Below are 16,653 nucleotides of genomic sequence, written 5' to 3' on the forward strand. Positions count from 1 at the left end.
GAACCCTGGAGGGCGAGGTGCGGTACTACTACGCCGAGCATGAAGCGGCATATCGGCGGGTCGAGCAGGAGGGTATGACCCAGTGGAATGACCTCTTCGAGGAGGACCGGACCGAGGATTTCGGCGCGTTCCCGAACCGGGCGTTCCTCGAACACGCTCTGACTCGCCTCGACCTGCCCTCGTCGGCTGAGGTTGACGTTCTGGAGTACGGCTGCGGTACCGGACCGGCAGCGTGCTTCCTAGCGGCACGTGGCTTCCAGGTCGACGCGATCGACCTCATTCCCCAGGCGATCACACTCGCTCGTCGGTTTGCCCGGCAACGCGGCCTGGACGTCACCTTCGGCGTGCAGGACATGTGCGCCCTCGCAGACGAGCCGGTCAGCAAGCAGTACGACCTCATCGTCGACAGCTACTGCCTTCAATCGATCGTCACCGACGCCGACAGAGCCAGCGTCTTCGCCGCCGTGCGCGCCCGTCTGAAGGCCGGCGGCTGCTACCTCGTCTCCACAGCCATGTACGAGCCGGACCGCAGCTACGGAGCTGGTTTCCGCTACGACCCGACGACCGGCATCTGTTACCAGGAGGTGCCGTCCACCGGAGCGGGACACGATGCGGTCGAGATCGACGGCATTTGGTACCACCCTCACCGGCGCCACCTGACAGCCATGGCATTGCGAGATGAACTGGAGCGCGCCGGGCTTCGTGTCCTGTCACAGGACGGGCCCTACAAAGGCGATCTCATCTGCGTCAGGGCCTCGGCGCACCGGGCTGAGGCCAGGGGTTGATGACCGTGACGCCGGGTGGGGTGCCCTGGGTGAGGGCTGCCAGGGCGGTGGGGGTTTCGTCGAGGGTGATGGTGCGGGTGATCAGGGCGGCCGGGTTGAGGTTGCCGGAGGCAACTAGGTGGAGCATTTCCGGGTAGGCGTGGGCGGGCATGCCGTGGCTGCCGAGCCATTCGAGTTCCTGGCCGATCAGGCGGCCGACGTCCAGTTGGACTCCGGACGGGAGGAGGCCGACCTGGAGGTGGCGGCCGCGGGGCCGTAGGGCGAGCAGGGCCTGCTGGACGATGTCGTTGGAGCCGAGGGCGTCCATGGTGACGTGGGCGCCGCCGAGGGCGCGGATCTCGTCGACGATCTGCGGCGAGGCTTGCAGTACGACGGATGCGCCGTACGAGCGGGCGAGTTCCAGAGCGGCCGGGTTGGTGTCGGCCGCAACCACCCGCGCACCGAGGGCGGCCGCGATCATCACCGCGGACAGTCCGACGCCGCCGCAGCCGAAGACGACCACGGTCTCCCCCGCCGTGACCCGGCCGACCTGGCGGATGGCGCGGAACGACGTCGCGAACCGGCAGCCCAGTCCAGCCGCGGTGTCGAAGTCCAACGAGTCCGGGAGGCGCACCAGGTTCACCTCGGCGTACGGCACGGCGACGTACTCGGCGAAGGATCCCCAATAGTTGAACCCGGGCTGCACCTGGTTGGGGCAGACCTGCTGGTTCCCCGAGAGGCACTGCTCGCACGTGCCACAAGCACAGATGAACGGCGTGGTGACGCGGTCGCCGACCTGCCAGCCGGATACGCCGGTGCCGATGGCAGCGATGGTCCCGGCCAGTTCGTGCCCGGGGACGTGGGGCAGGACGATGTCCGGGTCGTGTCCCATCCAGCCGTGCCAGTCGCTGCGGCACAGCCCGGTGGCCTCGACCTTCAGGACGACACCACCGGGCTCCGGCTCAGGAGCTGCTACGTCGACAACCGTGGGCGGGACGCCGTACTGCTCGACCAGGACGGCGCGCATCAGCCGCCGGCGACCGCCGGGATGATGGAGACCTCTCCGCCGTCCTTGATCGAGGTCTGCAGGCCGTCGGCGAAGCGTACGTCGTCGTTGTCGACGTACACGTTGACGAACCGGCGCAGCTCGCCGGACTCGTCGAGCACGCGGCCCTTGATCCCGGGGTACGAGCTGTCCAGCGACTCGAGGACCTCGCTCAGCGTGGAACCCTCGGCGCTGACCGAGGAAGCACCCTGGGTGTAGGGCCGCAGGATGGTCGGCACCCGGACACTCACACTCACTGCAGACCTGCCTTCACGAAGGCGTCGTAGGACGCGGGGATGGTCACCTTCGGGCCGACCCGGTCGGCCACGGCGTCGAGCGTCTTCAGCCCGTCGCCGGAGTTGATGATCACGGTCTCGGCCTCGGGGTCGAGCTGACCGGTCTCGACCAGCTTCTTCAGCGTCGCGACCGTCACCCCGCCCGCGGTCTCGGTGAAGATGCCCTCGGTCCGGGCCAGCAACTGGATGCCCGCGACGACTTCTTCGTCGGTGACGTCCTCGATCGCTCCGCCGGTACGACGGGCGACGTCCAGGACGTACGGTCCGTCGGCCGGGTTGCCGATCGCCAGCGACTTCGCGATGGTGTCCGGCTTCACCGGCTTGACCACGTCGTACCCGTCCCGGAAGGCCTGGGCCACGGGCGAGCAGCCGGTGGCCTGGGCGCCGTACACCTTGTAGTCGGTGGCGTCCACCAGGCCGAGCTTGCCGAGCTCGGTGAAGCCCTTGTCGATCTTGGTCAGCTGCGAGCCGGAGGCGACCGGGATGACGATCTGCTGCGGCAGCCGCCAGCCGAGCTGCTCGGCGATCTCGAAGGCCAGCGTCTTGGAGCCCTCGGAGTAGTACGGGCGGACGTTGACGTTGACGAACGCCCAGCCCTCCTCCTCGCCGGCGATCTCGGAGGCCAGCTTGTTCACGTCGTCGTAGTTGCCCTCGACGGCGACCAGCGTGCCGCCGTACACGGCGGTGGTGATCACCTTCGGGCGCTCGAGGTCATGCGGGATGAACACGACCGAGCGGATGCCGGCCCGGGCGGCGGCAGCGGCGACGGCGTTGGCCAGGTTGCCGGTCGAGGGGCAGGCGAAGACCTTCATGCCGAGCTCGCGGGTGGCGCTCAGTGCGGAGGCGACCACGCGGTCCTTGAAGGAGTGGGTCGGGTTGCCGGAGTCGTCCTTCACCCAGAGTTTGCGAAGGCCCAGTTCGCGGGCCAGGTTCTGCGCGTCGATGAGCCGGGTGTAACCGGGCTCGGTGTTCGGGAAGCTTGCCACGTCGACGGGGACGGGCAGCAGCGGCTGGTAGCGCCAGATGTTCTTGGGGCCGGCCTCGATCTGCTCACGGGTGATGGTCGGGAAGTCGTACCCGACCTCGAGCGGACCGAAGCACTCGGTACAGGCGTAGAACGGACCGAGCGGCGACTTCGCCCCACACGCGCGACAGCTCAGGTGCGTACCGTTGCCGAAGGCACCTTCACGGATGGTGTGGGTGGCGGTCAGGCTCATGAGTGAGGTTCCCCTCTCATCTTCCCCGGACACCGGATCTCGGCGCGGGACGGATTTGGCACCGTTCCGCCGCGAGGGGCCCGGGACTGGGACCTCAACGGGGAGGGTTGCCGGGACTTCAACGGGCCGTTTCCCTCAGTCCCTCTGGATGAGCTCCCCCGAGGTTACCCAATCGGGTCCATATTGTGTCTTCGGTTCCCAGCATCCGAGACAGCCGATCTCAGCCCTGCCGGGCCCGGAAGGTCCGCCGGTACGCCGACGGCGAGGTGTGCAACTGCTTGGCGAAGTGGTGGCGGAGCGTGACCGGCGAGGCGAACCCGGCCGCCGCCGCGATCTCCTCGACCGGCGCGTCGCCGGTCTCCAGCATCGTCAGCGCCGCCTGCACCCGCTGGGCGATCAGCCACTTGCCCGGCGTCGTCCCGGTCGCCTTCACGAAGTGCCGCAGGTACGTCCGCGGCGACAACCCCGCCTGCCTGGCCAGATCGGGTACGCCGATGGGCTCGGCGAGATGTTCGAGCGCCCAGCCCAGGCTCCGGGCGACCGAGGCGTCGTCCGGATCGGGCGGCACCGGGGACTCGATGTACTGCGCCTGCCCGCCGGACCGGTACGGCTGGATCACGAGGCGCCGGGCGACCGCGTTCGCCACGGCCGCGCCGTGGTCCTTGCGGACCAGGTGCATGGCCAGGTCGAGGCCGGCCGCACAGCCCGCGCTGGTGAGTACGTCGCCCTCGTCGGTGTAGAGCGGCTCGGGATCGACGACGATCTCGGGGTAGCCCTCGCGGAGCAACTCGGCGTACCGCCAGTGGGTGGTGGCGCGGCGGCCGTCGAGCAGGCCGGCGGCCGCGAGGGCGAACGCACCTGAGCAGATCGACACGATCCGGGCGCCACGGCGATGCGCGACCTGCAGCGCGGCAATGAGCTCAGGCGAGGTCGTGCCGTGCGGGTCCGCGACGCTAGGGATGACGACAGTGTCCGCCGCGGCGAACTCCTCCAGGCCGTACGGGCTGCTCAGCGTGGCACCGCCCAGCACACGGATCGGGTCCGGCGTCTCCGTGCAGACCTTCAGGTCGTACCAGGGCTGGTCGATGTCCGGCCACACCAGCCCGAACACCTCGATCACGATCCCGGCTTCGAAGGCCGTCATCCCGTCGTACGCGAGGACCGACACGGTGCGCTGAGCCATGTGTCGAAATCTTAGCGATAGAGGTCGTTCACGCCACTTCTGCGCGCAGGCGGGGCCCCGGACGATGGAGGCATGTTCAAGGCACTGAAGGACTTCGCCGCCGGAATTCACGCCGCGGCCGCGATCCGGCACGGCGTCGAGCCGCCGGCCGCGGCGCTCAATTCCCGCGGCGCCGCTCGAGCATCCGCATCATCGGTGTCGCGGCCACCCCGTGCAGTACGACGCTCAGCACGACGGTGAACCCGACTGTCGCCCACAACCAGGCCAGGTCTCCGGCGAAGTGCGGACCGACGTACGCCAGGTAGAACACAGAACCGACCCCACGGACGCCGAACGCCGCAGTGACCCACCGCTCGGACCGGCGCATCTCGGTCCGTTGCAGAGCAAGCCACGCGGTCACCGGACGAATCACCAGCACGAGCAGCGCGCCGAGCACGGCACCGGACAGCGTCAGGGGTCGCAGCAGGCCTCCGGTCACCGCGATACCGAGCAGCAGCAAAATGCCCCAGGTGAGGATGTGCTCGAGCTGCTCCATGAAGTTGTGCAGCTCGACGTTGTACTCGTGTCCGCGCTCCGCGGCACGCAGCGCCAGGGCGGCCACGAACACCGCCAGGAAGCCGTAGCCGTGCAGCACCTCGGCCAGTCCGTACACACCGAGCGTCATGGCCAGCGCGAGGACCGGCTCCCGGGAGTCGGCGAGCCGGAAGCTGCGCAGCGGTGCGGAGAAGGCCATCCGGCCGAGCAGCCACCCTGACCCCGCGCCGATCGCCACGCCGATTACCGTCTTGCCGACCACGTCCCAGGCGAGCCACTCCAGCGCCCATCCGCCGACCGATTCCTTGGTCGCGACGAACACGGCCAGATACACCAGCGGGAACGCCATGCCGTCGTTCAGACCGGCCTCCGAGGTGAGTGCGAAGCGGACTTCGTCGTCCTCCTCCGGCTCGGCGTGCTCGCCGGTCTTCGGCCCTTGCACCTGTACGTCGGAGGCGAGGACCGGATCGGTCGGCGCGAGCACCGCACCGACCAGCAGCGCGACCGCCGGCGCCACGCCGAGCAACCAACCGGCGCCTGCCATCGCCGCCACGCAGGCCGGCATCGCGATGAACAGCAGCCGCCAGGTCACCGACCACCGCCGCAACCCGATCGGCCGGTCGATCGCGAGGCCGACGCCCATCAGTGCGATCAGGACGGTGAGCTCGGCCAGGTGTTCGGTGATGTCCGGCTCGGCCAGCGGACTGAGCCGCTCCCGGTCGACCACGAGTCCGAGCAGCATGCCCGCACCGAGAAAGGCGATCGGCGCCGAGACCGCGTACCGCCGCAGCAGCCGGGGCAGCACTGCCCCCAGCAGCAAGGCCAGCCCTGCGACCAGGTACAGGCCGTCCCCGTCGATTCGCATCGTGTGACTCCGGTGCCCAGTACCGATTACCTCAAGCGGTGGGTCGCTCCCGGAGTGTGCGTCGGGAGCGCCTTGCGCGGGCCGTATCGGGGGTGTCCGATCCCAGCCAGTTCGAGCAGGCGCTGGACGCGGAAACGGTGGCCTCGGTACGGCTCGATGAGTTCGGCACAGCCGTCGTCGTCGAGTTCCTCGCCGATCAGGGCGTACGAGACGTTCCGGGACACGTGGTAGTCCGCGAACGAGAAGGCGTCCGCGTCACCGTGGGCCCGCTGCCGCACCTCGGCGGCCGTCCACACGCCGACGCCGGGCAGCGACCGCAGCCGTCGCTCGATCTCGGCCGAGTCGGTCAGCTCCAGCGTCCGCTCCAACGCCTTGGCTCGCGTCGCGGCGGTGATCACGACCCTCGACCGACGGCTCTCCACGCCGGCCCGCAACCACTGCCAGGAGGGGATCAGCCGCCACTCCTCCGGCGAGGGCGGGACCATCATGATTCGGCCGTCCGGGGGCCGCGGCCCCGGCGCCGGTTCGCCGTACTCACGCAGGAGCAGCCGCCAGGCGCGGAACGCCTCCTTGCCGGTGACAACCTGCTCGATCCCCGCGGCCGCCATCGCCTCGAAGACGGCCCGCGTCCGCGGCACCCGGACATGCGGGAACCGTCGCGCCGCGTCCACCAGCGCCGTGTGCTCCGGCAGCGGCTCGAACCCGTCCCAGCTGTCCGCATCCCCCAGCAACTCCGGCACCCCGTCCAGCGCCCACTCGGCGCCCGGCCCCCACGCCTCGGCCTCCACCTCCCCGATCGCGGCGTACGGCGTCAGTCGCAAGAGCACCGGTCCTTCGGGGGTCCGCGTGGCCCGCCACACGGCCCGCCGTACCGGGTCGAACACGTACGCCGGGTCGCCCGGCCCCTTCCGCAAGCCGCTGATCACCGTGTGCGGATCGACCGCTCGCCCTGGACGCCAGACCCGCACCACCGAACTCACGCGCCAAGTCTTACTCATGCCACGGACAGAACCGCATACTGAGGCATGACCGGGTGGCAGTGGGTGAAGGCGGTGGGGAACGTCCTGAACCTGTCGACGGTCGTGGGCCTGCTGGTCGGGGTGATCGGACGGGCCCGGTTCAGCCGGGGGCCTCGGGGACTGTTGTTCGCGAACGGGTACAAGGTGAAGTTCCCGGTGGCCGGGGCGTTCACGATCGGGAACGTGGTACTCAGCAAGCACGAGCGCCCGTATTTCGACGACGAGGCGCTGGTCCGGCACGAGGAGCGGCACTCGTGGCAGTACTTCTGCCTGATCGGCTTGCCGTTGTGGCCGCTGTACGTCGTCGGTGTCGTCATCTCGTGGGTGCTCACCGGCGACCCGGCGTCGCGGAACCCGTTCGAGCGGCTGGCCAACCTCCACGACGGCGGGTACGCCGAGCGGCCGGTCCAGTCGTTCGGCCGGACCCTCGCGCAGACGTTCAGCGTGCTGCGATCGCGTCCGAAAGCGCCGTGAGGACAGTCACCACACCGGTCGGGTCGTCCACCACGATGTCGGCCGCCTCGATCAGCTCGGCAGCGTCCGACGACCGGGTGGCGAGCAGTACGGCGCGCAGACCGGCCTTGCGCTGCTCCTCGATCGCCCGGTACGCCGCCAGGTCGCCGAGGTCGTCACCGGCGTACAGGATCGACCGGGCACCGGTGGACTCGAGCAGGCGGCGCAGTGCGACACCCTTGTCGATACCCGGCGGCCGCAGCTCCAGCACCAGGTTGCCCGGCTCCAGCCGCAGCTCGGTCGACTTGGCCAGCTCGGTCAGCGGCGTACGCAGTCTTTCGAGTGCACCGGCCGGATCGGACATGCGGCGGGTGTGAACCGCCAGCGAGCTCTCCTTGTCCTCCACGAAGGCATCGGACAGGTCCAGCTCCCGCAGCAGCTCGGGCAACCGGCTGCGCGCTGCGGCGACACCAGGAGGCACCGGGTCGCTCGTCACCCGGCCGGTCGACGCCTCCCACCGCTCCAGCCCGTAGTGCCCCAGTACGACGAGACGCCCGAGGCCGGGGTGGCCGGTCACACCGGTGAGCTCGGTGGCGACGAGGGCGGGGCGGCCGGTGACGATCGCCACCTGCTGCACCGAGCGGGCCAATCGGGCCAGCGCGTCCAGAGCGCCCTCCACCGGACGGGCCCGGGCCGGGTCCTCGACCAGCGGCGACAGGACGCCGTCGAAGTCCGACGAGATCACCGCGGTGGCCGGATCGGCGACGATCGCCTCCCAGCCCTCGCGACCGGCCTCGGTCTGGATCGTCGGCGTACTCATCCGGTGTAGTCCGTGGTGAGAATCACGGTGAGCCGGTCCTTCTTCATGTTGTCGAGCGCGCCCTTGGTCCGGCCGATGCCGAGGTCGCGGGCGAGCTGGTTGGCGGCGTCGAGCATGCCCGGCGGGTAGTACACGGTGCTGGCGGCGACCTTGCCGCGCCAGTTGTCGGCGCCGGCCACGGTCCAGCCCGCCTGCCGCGCCCGGCCGGCGACCGAGTCGGCCAGGCCCTTGCGCTGGGTGTTGTTGTAGATCTCGACCGCCGGGCGCTGGGCCGGCGGGATGGTGGTGGGCTGCGTCGCCGGCGGCTGGGTGGCGGGCGGCGGCGCCGTCGACGGCTCGCTGCTGGGCTCGGTCGACGGTTCCCTGCTGGGCTCGACGGCCGGATCGCTCGTCGGCGGGGACGTCGGTCCCGCGGTGGGGGTCGGCGTCGTGCCTTGAGCGGTCGGCCCGGGCACACTCGCACCGACGGTCGACGGCCCGCCCGTCGGCTTCGGTGTCGGGGTGTCGGCGGCGGACGGCTCGTTCGCGGTGCTGTCGTTGCCGCGGGTGCCGAACAGCACCAGCAGGCCGGCGACGATCGCCACGACGGCGAGCACGGCAACGAGGGACGAGAGGACCTGGCCTCTGTCGTCCTTCGGGCGGGTCACGGTCAGACCTCGATGCCCAAACGGCGCGCCGAACGGGCTCGCTGCCGGGCGGCGCGCAACCGGCGCAGCCGCTTGACCAGCAGCGGGTCGTGAGCGAGGGCCTCGGGCCGGTCGATCAGCGCGTTCAGCACCTGGTAGTACCGGGTCGCGGACATCTGGAACTGGTCCCGGATCGCCTGCTCCTTGGCCCCGGCGTACTTCCACCAGTGGCGCTCGAAGGCGAGGATCGCGCCGTCACGCTCGGAGAGCCCGGCCGTGCCCGACTCCCCCGCCGCACCACCCCGGTCGGCAGTCGGCGGCGCAGCTTCGGCGGGACCCGGGGAGCTGGCGTTGGCGCTGTCCATCTGCTGGTGACTCCTGTGCGGTCGGTGATCGTCCGTCCGCGCTCCACTGTACGTGCTGAACAACAGCGATGTCATTCACCGCTCCGGCGACACGGACCGTGTCGCTGACGCGGCAGCCGGACGCCCTCAACTCTGGCAGGATCGTTCAAGTGACCTCAACTCTCTCCGACCGGGGTGGTGGGGTGGGGAAGGAATTCCACGCAGTGGCGCTGGTGGAAGAGCTGCAGGCCAGGGCCCGTGAGGTGGACCCGCTGGTCAAATCAGTCTGCACACCCGATCCCGCCGCCCTCACCCATGCCGCACGCCTCGACACCGAGCGTGCCGAAGGGCGGGTCCGTGGCCCGCTGCACGGCGTACCGGTACTGGTCAAGGACAACATCGACACCGCCGACCTGCCGACCACGGCCGGCTCGCTGGCACTGGCCGAGCAGCCGCCGCCACTCCAGGACGCTCCCCTGGTACGGCGGCTGCGTGAGGCCGGCTGTGTCGTCCTGGGCAAGACCAACCTGAGCGAGTGGGCCAACTTCCGCGGCACGTCGTCCTCGTCCGGCTGGAGCGCGTACGGCGGCCTCACCCGCAACCCGTATGCCCTCAACCGCTCCGCCGGCGGCTCCTCGAGCGGATCGGGCGCGGCCGTCGCGGCCGGACTGGCCGATTACGCCATCGGCACCGAGACCAACGGATCGATCGTCTGCCCGGCCGCACTGAACGGCATCGTGGGCTTGAAGCCAACAGTCGGGCTGGTCCCGCAGCAGGGCATCGTGCCGATCTCCCACTCGCAGGACACCGCCGGGCCGATGACCAGGACGGTTTCCCAGGCTGCAGCCCTGCTGACCGTGCTGACCGGTGGCGGCACCGACTACACCGAGCACTGCCGTGGCACCGACCTCAGCGACATGCGTATCGGCGTACCGCGAGGCCCTTTGTGGGGTTACTCCGCCGGGCTCGACCAGGTCAGCGAGAAGGCTCTGGAAATTCTCAGCCGGTGTGGAGCCACGCTCGTCGACCACCTGTCGCTTCCGACGCCCGGTGGCGAGGAGGACCAGTTGCAGGTGCTCGCGCACGAGTTGAAGGTCGACATGGCGGCGTACCTGGCCACTCGTGCTCCTGGCGGTCCGCGCACGCTGGACGACCTGATCGCGTTCAACAAGGAGCACGCGGACGTCGAGTTGCGCTGGTTCGGTCAGGAGCTGTTCGAGCGGGCTGCCGCCACCGAAGGCCTGAACTCCCCGATCTACGTGGCTGCGCGGCTGACAGCCCTGCGGGCGGGCCGGGACGGCATCGACAACCTGCTCCGCGAGAACCAGCTCGACGCTCTGGTCACCCCGTCGTACTCCCCGGCCTGGACCATCGACCTGGTCAACGGCGACCACGTACTGGGCAGCTCCTCCTCACATGCCGCGCTGGCGGGCTATCCGCTGATCTCGGTGCCGTCCGGACTGGTCGCCGGACTGCCGGTCGGAATCACGTTCAGTGGCACCGGACGGAGTGACGCCACGCTCATTCGCTTGGCTCACGCGTTCGAAACCGCGAGAATCGCAGCAGACGGACCGTTCCCGACCCCGGAGTTCACACAGTGGGTGTAGATCGCGTCAGGTGGGGCATCGTTGCTACTGGCAACATCTCCACGTCGTTCACGCGGGATCTGAAGCTGCTCCCCGACGACGCCGTGGTGACCGCTGTCGCGTCCCGGTCGCAGGGCACGGCCGATCGGTTCGCCGCCGAGTTCGGCATCGAGCACGCGTACGACGACTACCGGCGGCTGATCGGCTCCGGCACGGTCGACGTCATCTACATCGGCACACCGCACCCGCAGCACTACGCGGTCGCCCGGGCCGCGCTGCAGGCCCGGATCGCCGTCCTCTGCGAGAAGCCGGTCACGCTGACCGCCAAGCAGGCGCGTGACCTCGTCTCGGTCGCGACCGAGCACCACACGCTGTTCGCCGAGGCCATGTGGATGCGGACCAACCCGGTGATCCAGGCCCTCTTCGCCGATCTGGACAGCGGCGTGATCGGCGAGCCGCAGCAGGTCGTCGCGGACTTCGCCTTTCACAAGCCGTCGCTGCCGGCCCGCCTGCTCGATCCGGCGCTGGGTGGCGGTTCGCTGATGGACGGCGGCATCTACCCGATGACCTTCACCTACATGGCGCTGGGCCGTCCGGCCGAACTCAAGGCGGTCGGCTCGCTGAACGAGGACGGCGTCGACCTCAACGTCGCGATGGCGTGGCGGTACGACTCCGGCGCGGTCGCGGCACTGACCTGCGGCCTGCGCTCGCAGAACCCGTGGACCGCCTCGGTCAGCGGACCGGACGGCAGTCTGTTGCTTCCCCACCGCTTCCACCACCCCGAGTACTACGTGCGCAGTACGGCGGCCGGCCAGGAGCGGATCGACGTACCGACGCATGGGCTTGGGTACCACTATGAGGCGGCCGAAGTGATGCGGGCGCTGCGCAACGGACTCGTCGAGGTGCCGTCCCTGCCGCATGCCGCGACGATCGAGATCCTCGAGCTGCTCGACGAGACCCGTAGACAGATCGGGGTCAGGTACCCCGGTGACAACGAAGACCTGGGTGGATAACAGCAGATGCCGAACGGACGTAGTTCCTTCGTAGTGGTGGCCAATCGCCTTCCCGTCGACCGGATCGAGATGCCCGACGGCAGTACTGCGTGGCGGCGGAGCCCAGGCGGGCTGGTGACCGCGCTGGCCCCGGTGATGCAGCGTCACCACGGGGCCTGGATCGGCTGGACCGGCAGCGCCGACGAGAAGGTCGATCCCTTTGACAACGACGGCATGCACCTGGTCCCGGTGATGCTGTCCACCGAGGACGTGCGGCTGTACTACGAGGGTTTCTCGAACGCGACGCTCTGGCCGCTGTACCACGACGTGATCGTGGCGCCGGAGTTCCACCGGGAGTGGTGGGAGTCCTACGTCGCGGTGAACCGGCGGTTCGCCGAGGCCGCCGCGGACGCCGCCGACGACAACGCCGACGTGTGGGTGCACGACTACCAGTTGCAGCTGGTCCCGGCGATGCTGCGCCGGCTGCGCCCCGACGTACGGATCGGGTTCTTCCTGCACATCCCGTTCCCGCCGACCGAGCTGTTCGCGCAGATGCCGTGGCGGCGGCAGATCCTGGACGGGCTGATGGGTGCGGACCTGGTCGGTTTCCAGCGGCCCGGCGCCGCCTCGAACTTCGCCCGGCTGGCCCGCAACCGGATGGGCCTGCGCACCCGCGGCGACCGGATCCACCTGCCCGACGACCGGATCGTCCGCGCGAAGGCGTTCCCGATCTCCATCGACGTCGGCGAACTGGAGGACCTCGCCCGCAAGCAGGAGACCGAGACCCGCGCGCGGGAGATCCGCGAGGAGGTCGGCAACCCCGCGCACGTCCTGCTCGGCGTGGACCGGCTGGACTACACCAAGGGCATCCGGCAGCGGCTGCGCGCGTTCGGCGAATTGCTGGACGAGAAGCGCATCTCGGTCGACGACGCGGTCTTCGTCCAGGTGGCGACGCCGTCGCGTGAACGGGTCGAGCAGTACCGGGTGCTGCGGGACGAGATCGAACTGCTGGTCGGCCGGATCAACGGTGAGCACGGCCGGATCGGTACGCCGGCCATCAACTACCTGCACACGTCGTACTCGCGGACCGAGATGGCCGCCCTGTTCCGGGCCGCCGACGTGGCCGTGGTGACCCCGCTGCGCGACGGCATGAACCTGGTCGCCAAGGAGTACGTCGCGTGCCGGTACGACGACACCGGCGCGCTGGTGCTGAGCGAGTTCGCCGGTGCCGCCGACGAGTTCCGGCAGGCGTTCCTGGTGAATCCCCACGACATCAACGGGATGAAGGACACCGTCGTCGACGCGATGAACACCGACGACCGTCAGCTCGGCCGCCGGATGAAGGCGATGCGCAAGCACCTCGCGCAGCACGACGTGAACGTGTGGGCCGCGGCCTTCCTGAAGGCGCTGCATGACGAGGATTGACGGCCGCAGCGGCCGCCTGCTGGCGCTCGACCTCGGCACGTCGTCCGCCCGGGCGCTGGTCCTGTCCGCGGAGGACGCCGCCCCGGTCCCCGGTGCGCTGGCGCGCTACAAGATCTCGCCGACCTACGCGACCGGCGGCTCGGCCACGCTGGACCTGCACGAGTACGTCGAAGGCCTGCTCGGCTGCCTCGACGAGCTGCAGCAGAACGGTCACCTGGACGGCATCGGCGCGATCGTGCTGTCCTCGCAGTGGCACTCGATCGTTGCCCTCGACAACAAGGGGGCGGCGCTCACCCCGGTGGTCACCTGGGCCGACACGCGATCGGTGGAACTCGACCTCGGGCCGTCGTTCGACGAACACGCGTTCCACGCCCGCACGGGTTCGTGGCTGCACCGGCTGTACTGGACGCGCCGGATTCCCTGGCTGCTGTCCGAAGCTTCACCGGCCGGATTCGCCGGCCTGCCGGACCTGGTCCTGGAACGGCTCACCGGCGAGCGGGTCACGTCCGTGTCGATCGCCTCCGGCACCGGCACCGTCGACCTCGCACGCGGTGTGTACGACGAGGAGGCCTTGGAGATCGCCGGCGCCAAGGCCGACCAGCTGCCGCCCATCGTCCCGTCCACCTGGACCGGGTCGTTGTCCGCGAAGTACTCACGCCGCTGGCCGGGGCTGGTCGGCGTACCGGTGCATCCGCCGACGGGTGACGGGGCCGCGTCGAACGTCGGGACCGGCGGGTACGACGAGACGACCGCGGCGGTGACCGTGGGGACGTCGGCCGCCGTACGGGTGGTGCATCCGATCGCGGACGCACCCGAGCTGCCGTGGGAGTTGTGGCGCTACCGGGTGGACGACGAGCGTGCCGTGACCGGTATGGCGTTCTCGGCGGCGGGCAACCTGCACGCGTGGCTGACCGGCGTACTGCAACTGGCCGAGGGGGAGCCGACGGGCGTCGAGATCGGCTCGTCCCGGGTGATCGCGATCCCGTTCCAGGCCGGGACCAGGCCGCCGGCGACGGTCCCGAGCGGTTCCGGCGTGTTCTTCGGTCTCTCCTTCGACGACACCGCCGCAGATCTCCTCGCCGCCTCGCTGCAAGGTGCGTCGTTGGAGATCGACCGCGGCCTGCGGATGCTGGACTCGCTGTTCGGCCGTGAGCTCTCGGTGGTCCTGGGCGGCGGTGGGATCGACGCGTCGGCGTGGTGGCGGCGATGCCTCACCGCGACGTTCGCCCGGCCGACGACGGTGTGCGCCGAAGCCGAGGTCGGAGCGCGCGGTGCGGCCGCGGTCGCGCTCGGGTTGTCGCCCGAGCCCGGTGGCGAGCACCTGACCCCGCTCCCCGACGAGATCGCCCGTGTCGCCGACCTGCGACCGCGCTACGCAGCCCTGCGCGAATTGGCCGTGCGGGCCTCCGTCCTCTGAGCCGTACCGCGTTCGCGGTACGTCGCTGATACGGCCGAAGGACGACGCGGTCCCTGGGACGGCCACGTAGTGTGAGCGCATGGGCGCGCTCATGCGGTTCTGCCGCGACCTCCAGCGGCACCCGTTGACGCTGGACCTTGCCCTGGCGCTGTTCCTCCTGGCGATCAATCTGCTGGTGCCCGGCGGCCGGCACGTCGGTGAGCGGATCGAACTGACGCCGACGGTCGTGGTGCTGTCGGTCGTGGCGGCGGTCGCGCTCGCTCTGCGCCGGCACGCGCCGCTGGTGGTGCTCGGCGTGACCACCCTGGTCGCGATCCTGTACTCGATCGTCGAGCAGGGAAAGAGCCCGATCGTCCTGTTCATGGCGTGCGCGGTCTTCACGGTCGTGCTGGAGAAGGACCGGCGGACCCGTACGACGGCGGTGCTCGCGGTGGCGGGCACGACCCTGGTCGCCGACTCCTTGTTCATCGGCGGAACCCTTCTCGACAACCTCGGGATGACGTTTCTGGTGCTGTTCTCGGGTGCGGTCGGCGAAGCGGCGCGGTACCGGCGTGCCCTCCAGCGGGAGCTGGAGGAGCGAGCCCTGCGCGCCGAGCAGTCCCGCGAGGAGGAGGCGGAGCGGCGGGTGATCGAGGAGCGGCTGCGGATCGCCCATGAGCTGCACGACGTGATCGCGCACCACATCGCGCTGATGAACGTGCAGTCCGGCGTCGCCGCGCACGTACTGCGCACGCAGCCCGAGGAGGCCGAGCGTGCGCTCTTCCTGGTCCGAGAAGGCGGCCGGACGGTCCTGCAGGAGCTCACCGTCCTGCTCGGCGTACTGCGTCGTTCCGGTACGTCGTTGCCGACCGCCCCGGCACCGTCGTTGCACGAACTCGGCGCCCTGGTGGACTCGTTCACCGCGGCCGGGGTCAAGGTCGACTGGCACCTGCCGGACTCGGTCGGCCCACTCCCCGACGTGATCGAACTGACGGCGTACCGAATCGTCCAGGAGTCGCTCACCAACGTCCTCAAACACGCCCCGGGCTCCACCGCCCGCGTCCGCCTCACCCGCCGGCCGGCCGCCCTGGCCGTCGACGTCACCAACACCGCCCCGGAGCCGGGCGGTCCCGGCGACCAGGTTGCGCTCACCCCGGCCGCGGCGCCAGTCAGGCCGGTCGGTGCCGGGCACGGTTTGGTCGGTATGCGGGAACGGGTCGCCGCAGTGGGTGGTGAACTGCGCACCGGCCCCGAGCCGGGTGGCGGGTTCGGGGTGCATGCTGTTCTTCCTCTCGAGACGGGAGTCGCAGGTGACGATTCGGGTGCTGCTGGCCGACGACCAGACGCTGATCCGCAGCGGGTTCCGGGTGCTGGTGAACTCGGCACCCGACCTGGAGGTCGTTGCTGAGGCGTCGAACGGCCGGGAGGCGGTCGAGCGGGCCCGGGCCGAGCGAGCCGACGTGATCTTGATGGACATCCGGATGCCGGAGGTCGACGGACTCGCCGCGACCCGGCTGATCACCGCGGACGACGCCCTGGCCGGGGTCAAGGTGCTGATCCTGACCACGTTCGAGGTGGACGAGTACGTCTTCGAGGCGATCCGGGCCGGGGCCAGCGGCTTCCTCGGCAAGTCGGTCGAGCCGGCCGAACTGATCGACGCGATCCGGGTGGTCGCCCGCGGCGACGCTCTGCTCTCGCCGAAGGCGGTCCGCGGACTGATGAACCGCTTCCTGGCCGAGCCGCGGATCGGCCAGGACGTCGGCCCGTCGGTGCTCGACGTCCTCACCGACCGGGAGCGCGAGATCGTCGGCCTGGTCGCCCTTGGGCTGACCAACGACGAGATCGCCGAACGCCTGGTGCTCTCCCCTCGACCGCCAAGACGCACGTCAACCGCGCGATGGTGAAACTCGACTGCCGCGACCGCGCCCAACTGGTCGTGGTCGCCTACCAGACCGGCCTGGTCCGTCCCGGTACGACGTGGCCGGCCGACGTACCGCAGACGCGGTAGCTGGTACGGCGTCCGCAGTACCTCGGAAAGCCCCCGGCCGACCGACGCGGGCTACGCCGGGCGACCGGAACGATCGGCCG

Annotated in this window: 16 protein-coding genes, 1 pseudogene and 1 riboswitch; of the genes and pseudogenes, 8 read left to right on the plus strand and 9 right to left on the minus strand. The window is 70.1% G+C overall.

Annotated elements, in window-relative coordinates:
• The first annotated feature begins 17 nt into the window (after nt 1–17).
• Nucleotides 18–785, plus strand: coding sequence for a class I SAM-dependent methyltransferase (locus ACYVOK_RS29335; protein WP_460665806.1), 768 nt, complete (start codon nt 18–20; stop codon nt 783–785).
• Here ACYVOK_RS29335 and ACYVOK_RS29340 read toward each other — a convergent pair.
• The 6 genes from ACYVOK_RS29340 to ACYVOK_RS29365 form a co-directional block, all read right to left on the minus strand.
• The gene (locus tag ACYVOK_RS29340) at nt 748–1,791 is read right to left on the minus strand and encodes a zinc-dependent alcohol dehydrogenase family protein (RefSeq protein WP_460665807.1); all 1,044 of its coding nucleotides are present in this window, start codon (nt 1,789–1,791) and stop codon (nt 748–750) included. The genes ACYVOK_RS29335 and ACYVOK_RS29340 overlap by 38 nt on opposite strands.
• On the minus strand, nt 1,791–2,066 hold the full coding sequence (locus ACYVOK_RS29345) for a ubiquitin-like small modifier protein 1 (RefSeq protein ID WP_460665808.1): 276 nt from the start codon (nt 2,064–2,066) through the stop codon (nt 1,791–1,793). Before ACYVOK_RS29345 ends, ACYVOK_RS29340 begins: the two co-directional genes overlap by 1 nt.
• Complete coding sequence (gene thrC / locus ACYVOK_RS29350; protein WP_460665809.1) at nt 2,063–3,322, minus strand: threonine synthase; 1,260 nt, start codon at nt 3,320–3,322, stop codon at nt 2,063–2,065. Before thrC ends, ACYVOK_RS29345 begins: the two co-directional genes overlap by 4 nt.
• Nucleotides 3,323–3,335: 13 nt before the next feature.
• A riboswitch (SAM riboswitch) is annotated at nt 3,336–3,477 on the minus strand.
• Between the two features lie 65 nt (nt 3,478–3,542).
• Nucleotides 3,543–4,505, minus strand: coding sequence for a helix-turn-helix domain-containing protein (locus ACYVOK_RS29355; RefSeq protein WP_460665810.1), 963 nt, complete (start codon nt 4,503–4,505; stop codon nt 3,543–3,545).
• A 157-nt stretch (nt 4,506–4,662) separates the two neighbouring features.
• Nucleotides 4,663–5,904, minus strand: coding sequence for a cation:proton antiporter (locus ACYVOK_RS29360; protein WP_460665811.1), 1,242 nt, complete (start codon nt 5,902–5,904; stop codon nt 4,663–4,665).
• A gap of 26 nt (nt 5,905–5,930) precedes the next feature.
• Complete coding sequence (locus tag ACYVOK_RS29365; RefSeq protein WP_460665812.1) at nt 5,931–6,884, minus strand: DNA-3-methyladenine glycosylase family protein; 954 nt, start codon at nt 6,882–6,884, stop codon at nt 5,931–5,933.
• 45 nt (nt 6,885–6,929) lie between these two features.
• Between ACYVOK_RS29365 and ACYVOK_RS29370 the strand changes: the two genes are divergently transcribed.
• Complete coding sequence (locus tag ACYVOK_RS29370; protein ID WP_460665813.1) at nt 6,930–7,397, plus strand: hypothetical protein; 468 nt, start codon at nt 6,930–6,932, stop codon at nt 7,395–7,397.
• Here ACYVOK_RS29370 and otsB read toward each other — a convergent pair.
• Genes otsB through ACYVOK_RS29385 form a run of 3 tightly spaced genes read right to left on the minus strand, consistent with a single transcriptional unit; the run spans nt 7,363 to nt 9,187 of the window.
• Nucleotides 7,363–8,196, minus strand: a complete 834-nt coding sequence (otsB, locus tag ACYVOK_RS29375) for a trehalose-phosphatase (RefSeq protein ID WP_460665814.1) — start codon at nt 8,194–8,196, stop codon at nt 7,363–7,365. The genes ACYVOK_RS29370 and otsB overlap by 35 nt on opposite strands.
• Complete coding sequence (locus ACYVOK_RS29380) at nt 8,193–8,843, minus strand: LytR C-terminal domain-containing protein (RefSeq protein WP_460665815.1); 651 nt, start codon at nt 8,841–8,843, stop codon at nt 8,193–8,195. Before ACYVOK_RS29380 ends, otsB begins: the two co-directional genes overlap by 4 nt.
• Nucleotides 8,844–8,845: 2 nt before the next feature.
• The gene (locus tag ACYVOK_RS29385; RefSeq protein WP_460665816.1) at nt 8,846–9,187 is read right to left on the minus strand and encodes a DUF3263 domain-containing protein; all 342 of its coding nucleotides are present in this window, start codon (nt 9,185–9,187) and stop codon (nt 8,846–8,848) included.
• Nucleotides 9,188–9,369: 182 nt separating this feature from the next.
• Here ACYVOK_RS29385 and ACYVOK_RS29390 point away from each other — a divergent pair, with 182 nt between their 5' ends.
• From ACYVOK_RS29390 to ACYVOK_RS29415, 6 genes and pseudogenes are all read left to right on the plus strand, one after another.
• Nucleotides 9,370–10,773 carry an amidase gene (locus tag ACYVOK_RS29390; RefSeq protein ID WP_460665817.1) on the plus strand — a complete coding sequence of 468 codons (1,404 nt, stop codon included), beginning with the start codon at nt 9,370–9,372 and terminating at the stop codon, nt 10,771–10,773.
• Entirely contained in the window at nt 10,764–11,765 is a 1,002-nt protein-coding gene (locus ACYVOK_RS29395) for a Gfo/Idh/MocA family protein (protein WP_460665818.1), read from the plus strand. Before ACYVOK_RS29390 ends, ACYVOK_RS29395 begins: the two co-directional genes overlap by 10 nt.
• A gap of 6 nt (nt 11,766–11,771) precedes the next feature.
• Nucleotides 11,772–13,169 carry an alpha,alpha-trehalose-phosphate synthase (UDP-forming) gene (locus tag ACYVOK_RS29400; protein ID WP_460665819.1) on the plus strand — a complete coding sequence of 466 codons (1,398 nt, stop codon included), beginning with the start codon at nt 11,772–11,774 and terminating at the stop codon, nt 13,167–13,169.
• Nucleotides 13,156–14,586 (plus strand): FGGY family carbohydrate kinase, encoded by a 1,431-nt coding sequence (locus ACYVOK_RS29405; RefSeq protein ID WP_460665820.1) that lies wholly within the window; start codon nt 13,156–13,158, stop codon nt 14,584–14,586. The genes ACYVOK_RS29400 and ACYVOK_RS29405 overlap by 14 nt, the downstream gene beginning before the upstream one ends.
• Before the next feature lie 79 nt (nt 14,587–14,665).
• A complete protein-coding gene (locus tag ACYVOK_RS29410; RefSeq protein ID WP_460665821.1) occupies nt 14,666–15,973 on the plus strand; it encodes a sensor histidine kinase in 1,308 nt (435 codons plus the stop codon).
• Nucleotides 15,876–16,573: pseudogene (locus tag ACYVOK_RS29415) on the plus strand (response regulator transcription factor). The gene ACYVOK_RS29410 and the pseudogene ACYVOK_RS29415 overlap by 98 nt, the downstream one beginning before the upstream one ends.
• Nucleotides 16,574–16,653: the final 80 nt, after the last annotated feature.

The sequence above is a fragment of the Kribbella swartbergensis genome, from assembly GCF_054784135.1.

Bases quoted from the DNA above. Each gene is read 5' to 3' on its own strand.
- ACYVOK_RS29340 (WP_460665807.1), bottom strand. From the start codon at position 1,791: ATGCGCGCCGTCCTGGTCGAGCAGTACGGCGTCCCGCCCACGGTTGTC.
- thrC (WP_460665809.1), bottom strand. From the start codon at position 3,322: ATGAGCCTGACCGCCACCCACACCATCCGTGAAGGTGCCTTCGGCAAC.
- ACYVOK_RS29355 (WP_460665810.1), bottom strand. From the start codon at position 4,505: ATGGCTCAGCGCACCGTGTCGGTCCTCGCGTACGACGGGATGACGGCC.
- ACYVOK_RS29360 (WP_460665811.1), bottom strand. From the start codon at position 5,904: ATGCGAATCGACGGGGACGGCCTGTACCTGGTCGCAGGGCTGGCCTTG.
- ACYVOK_RS29370 (WP_460665813.1), top strand. From the start codon at position 6,930: ATGACCGGGTGGCAGTGGGTGAAGGCGGTGGGGAACGTCCTGAACCTG.
- otsB (WP_460665814.1), bottom strand. From the start codon at position 8,196: ATGAGTACGCCGACGATCCAGACCGAGGCCGGTCGCGAGGGCTGGGAG.
- ACYVOK_RS29385 (WP_460665816.1), bottom strand. From the start codon at position 9,187: ATGGACAGCGCCAACGCCAGCTCCCCGGGTCCCGCCGAAGCTGCGCCG.
- ACYVOK_RS29400 (WP_460665819.1), top strand. From the start codon at position 11,772: ATGCCGAACGGACGTAGTTCCTTCGTAGTGGTGGCCAATCGCCTTCCC.
- ACYVOK_RS29405 (WP_460665820.1), top strand. From the start codon at position 13,156: ATGACGAGGATTGACGGCCGCAGCGGCCGCCTGCTGGCGCTCGACCTC.
- ACYVOK_RS29410 (WP_460665821.1), top strand. From the start codon at position 14,666: ATGGGCGCGCTCATGCGGTTCTGCCGCGACCTCCAGCGGCACCCGTTG.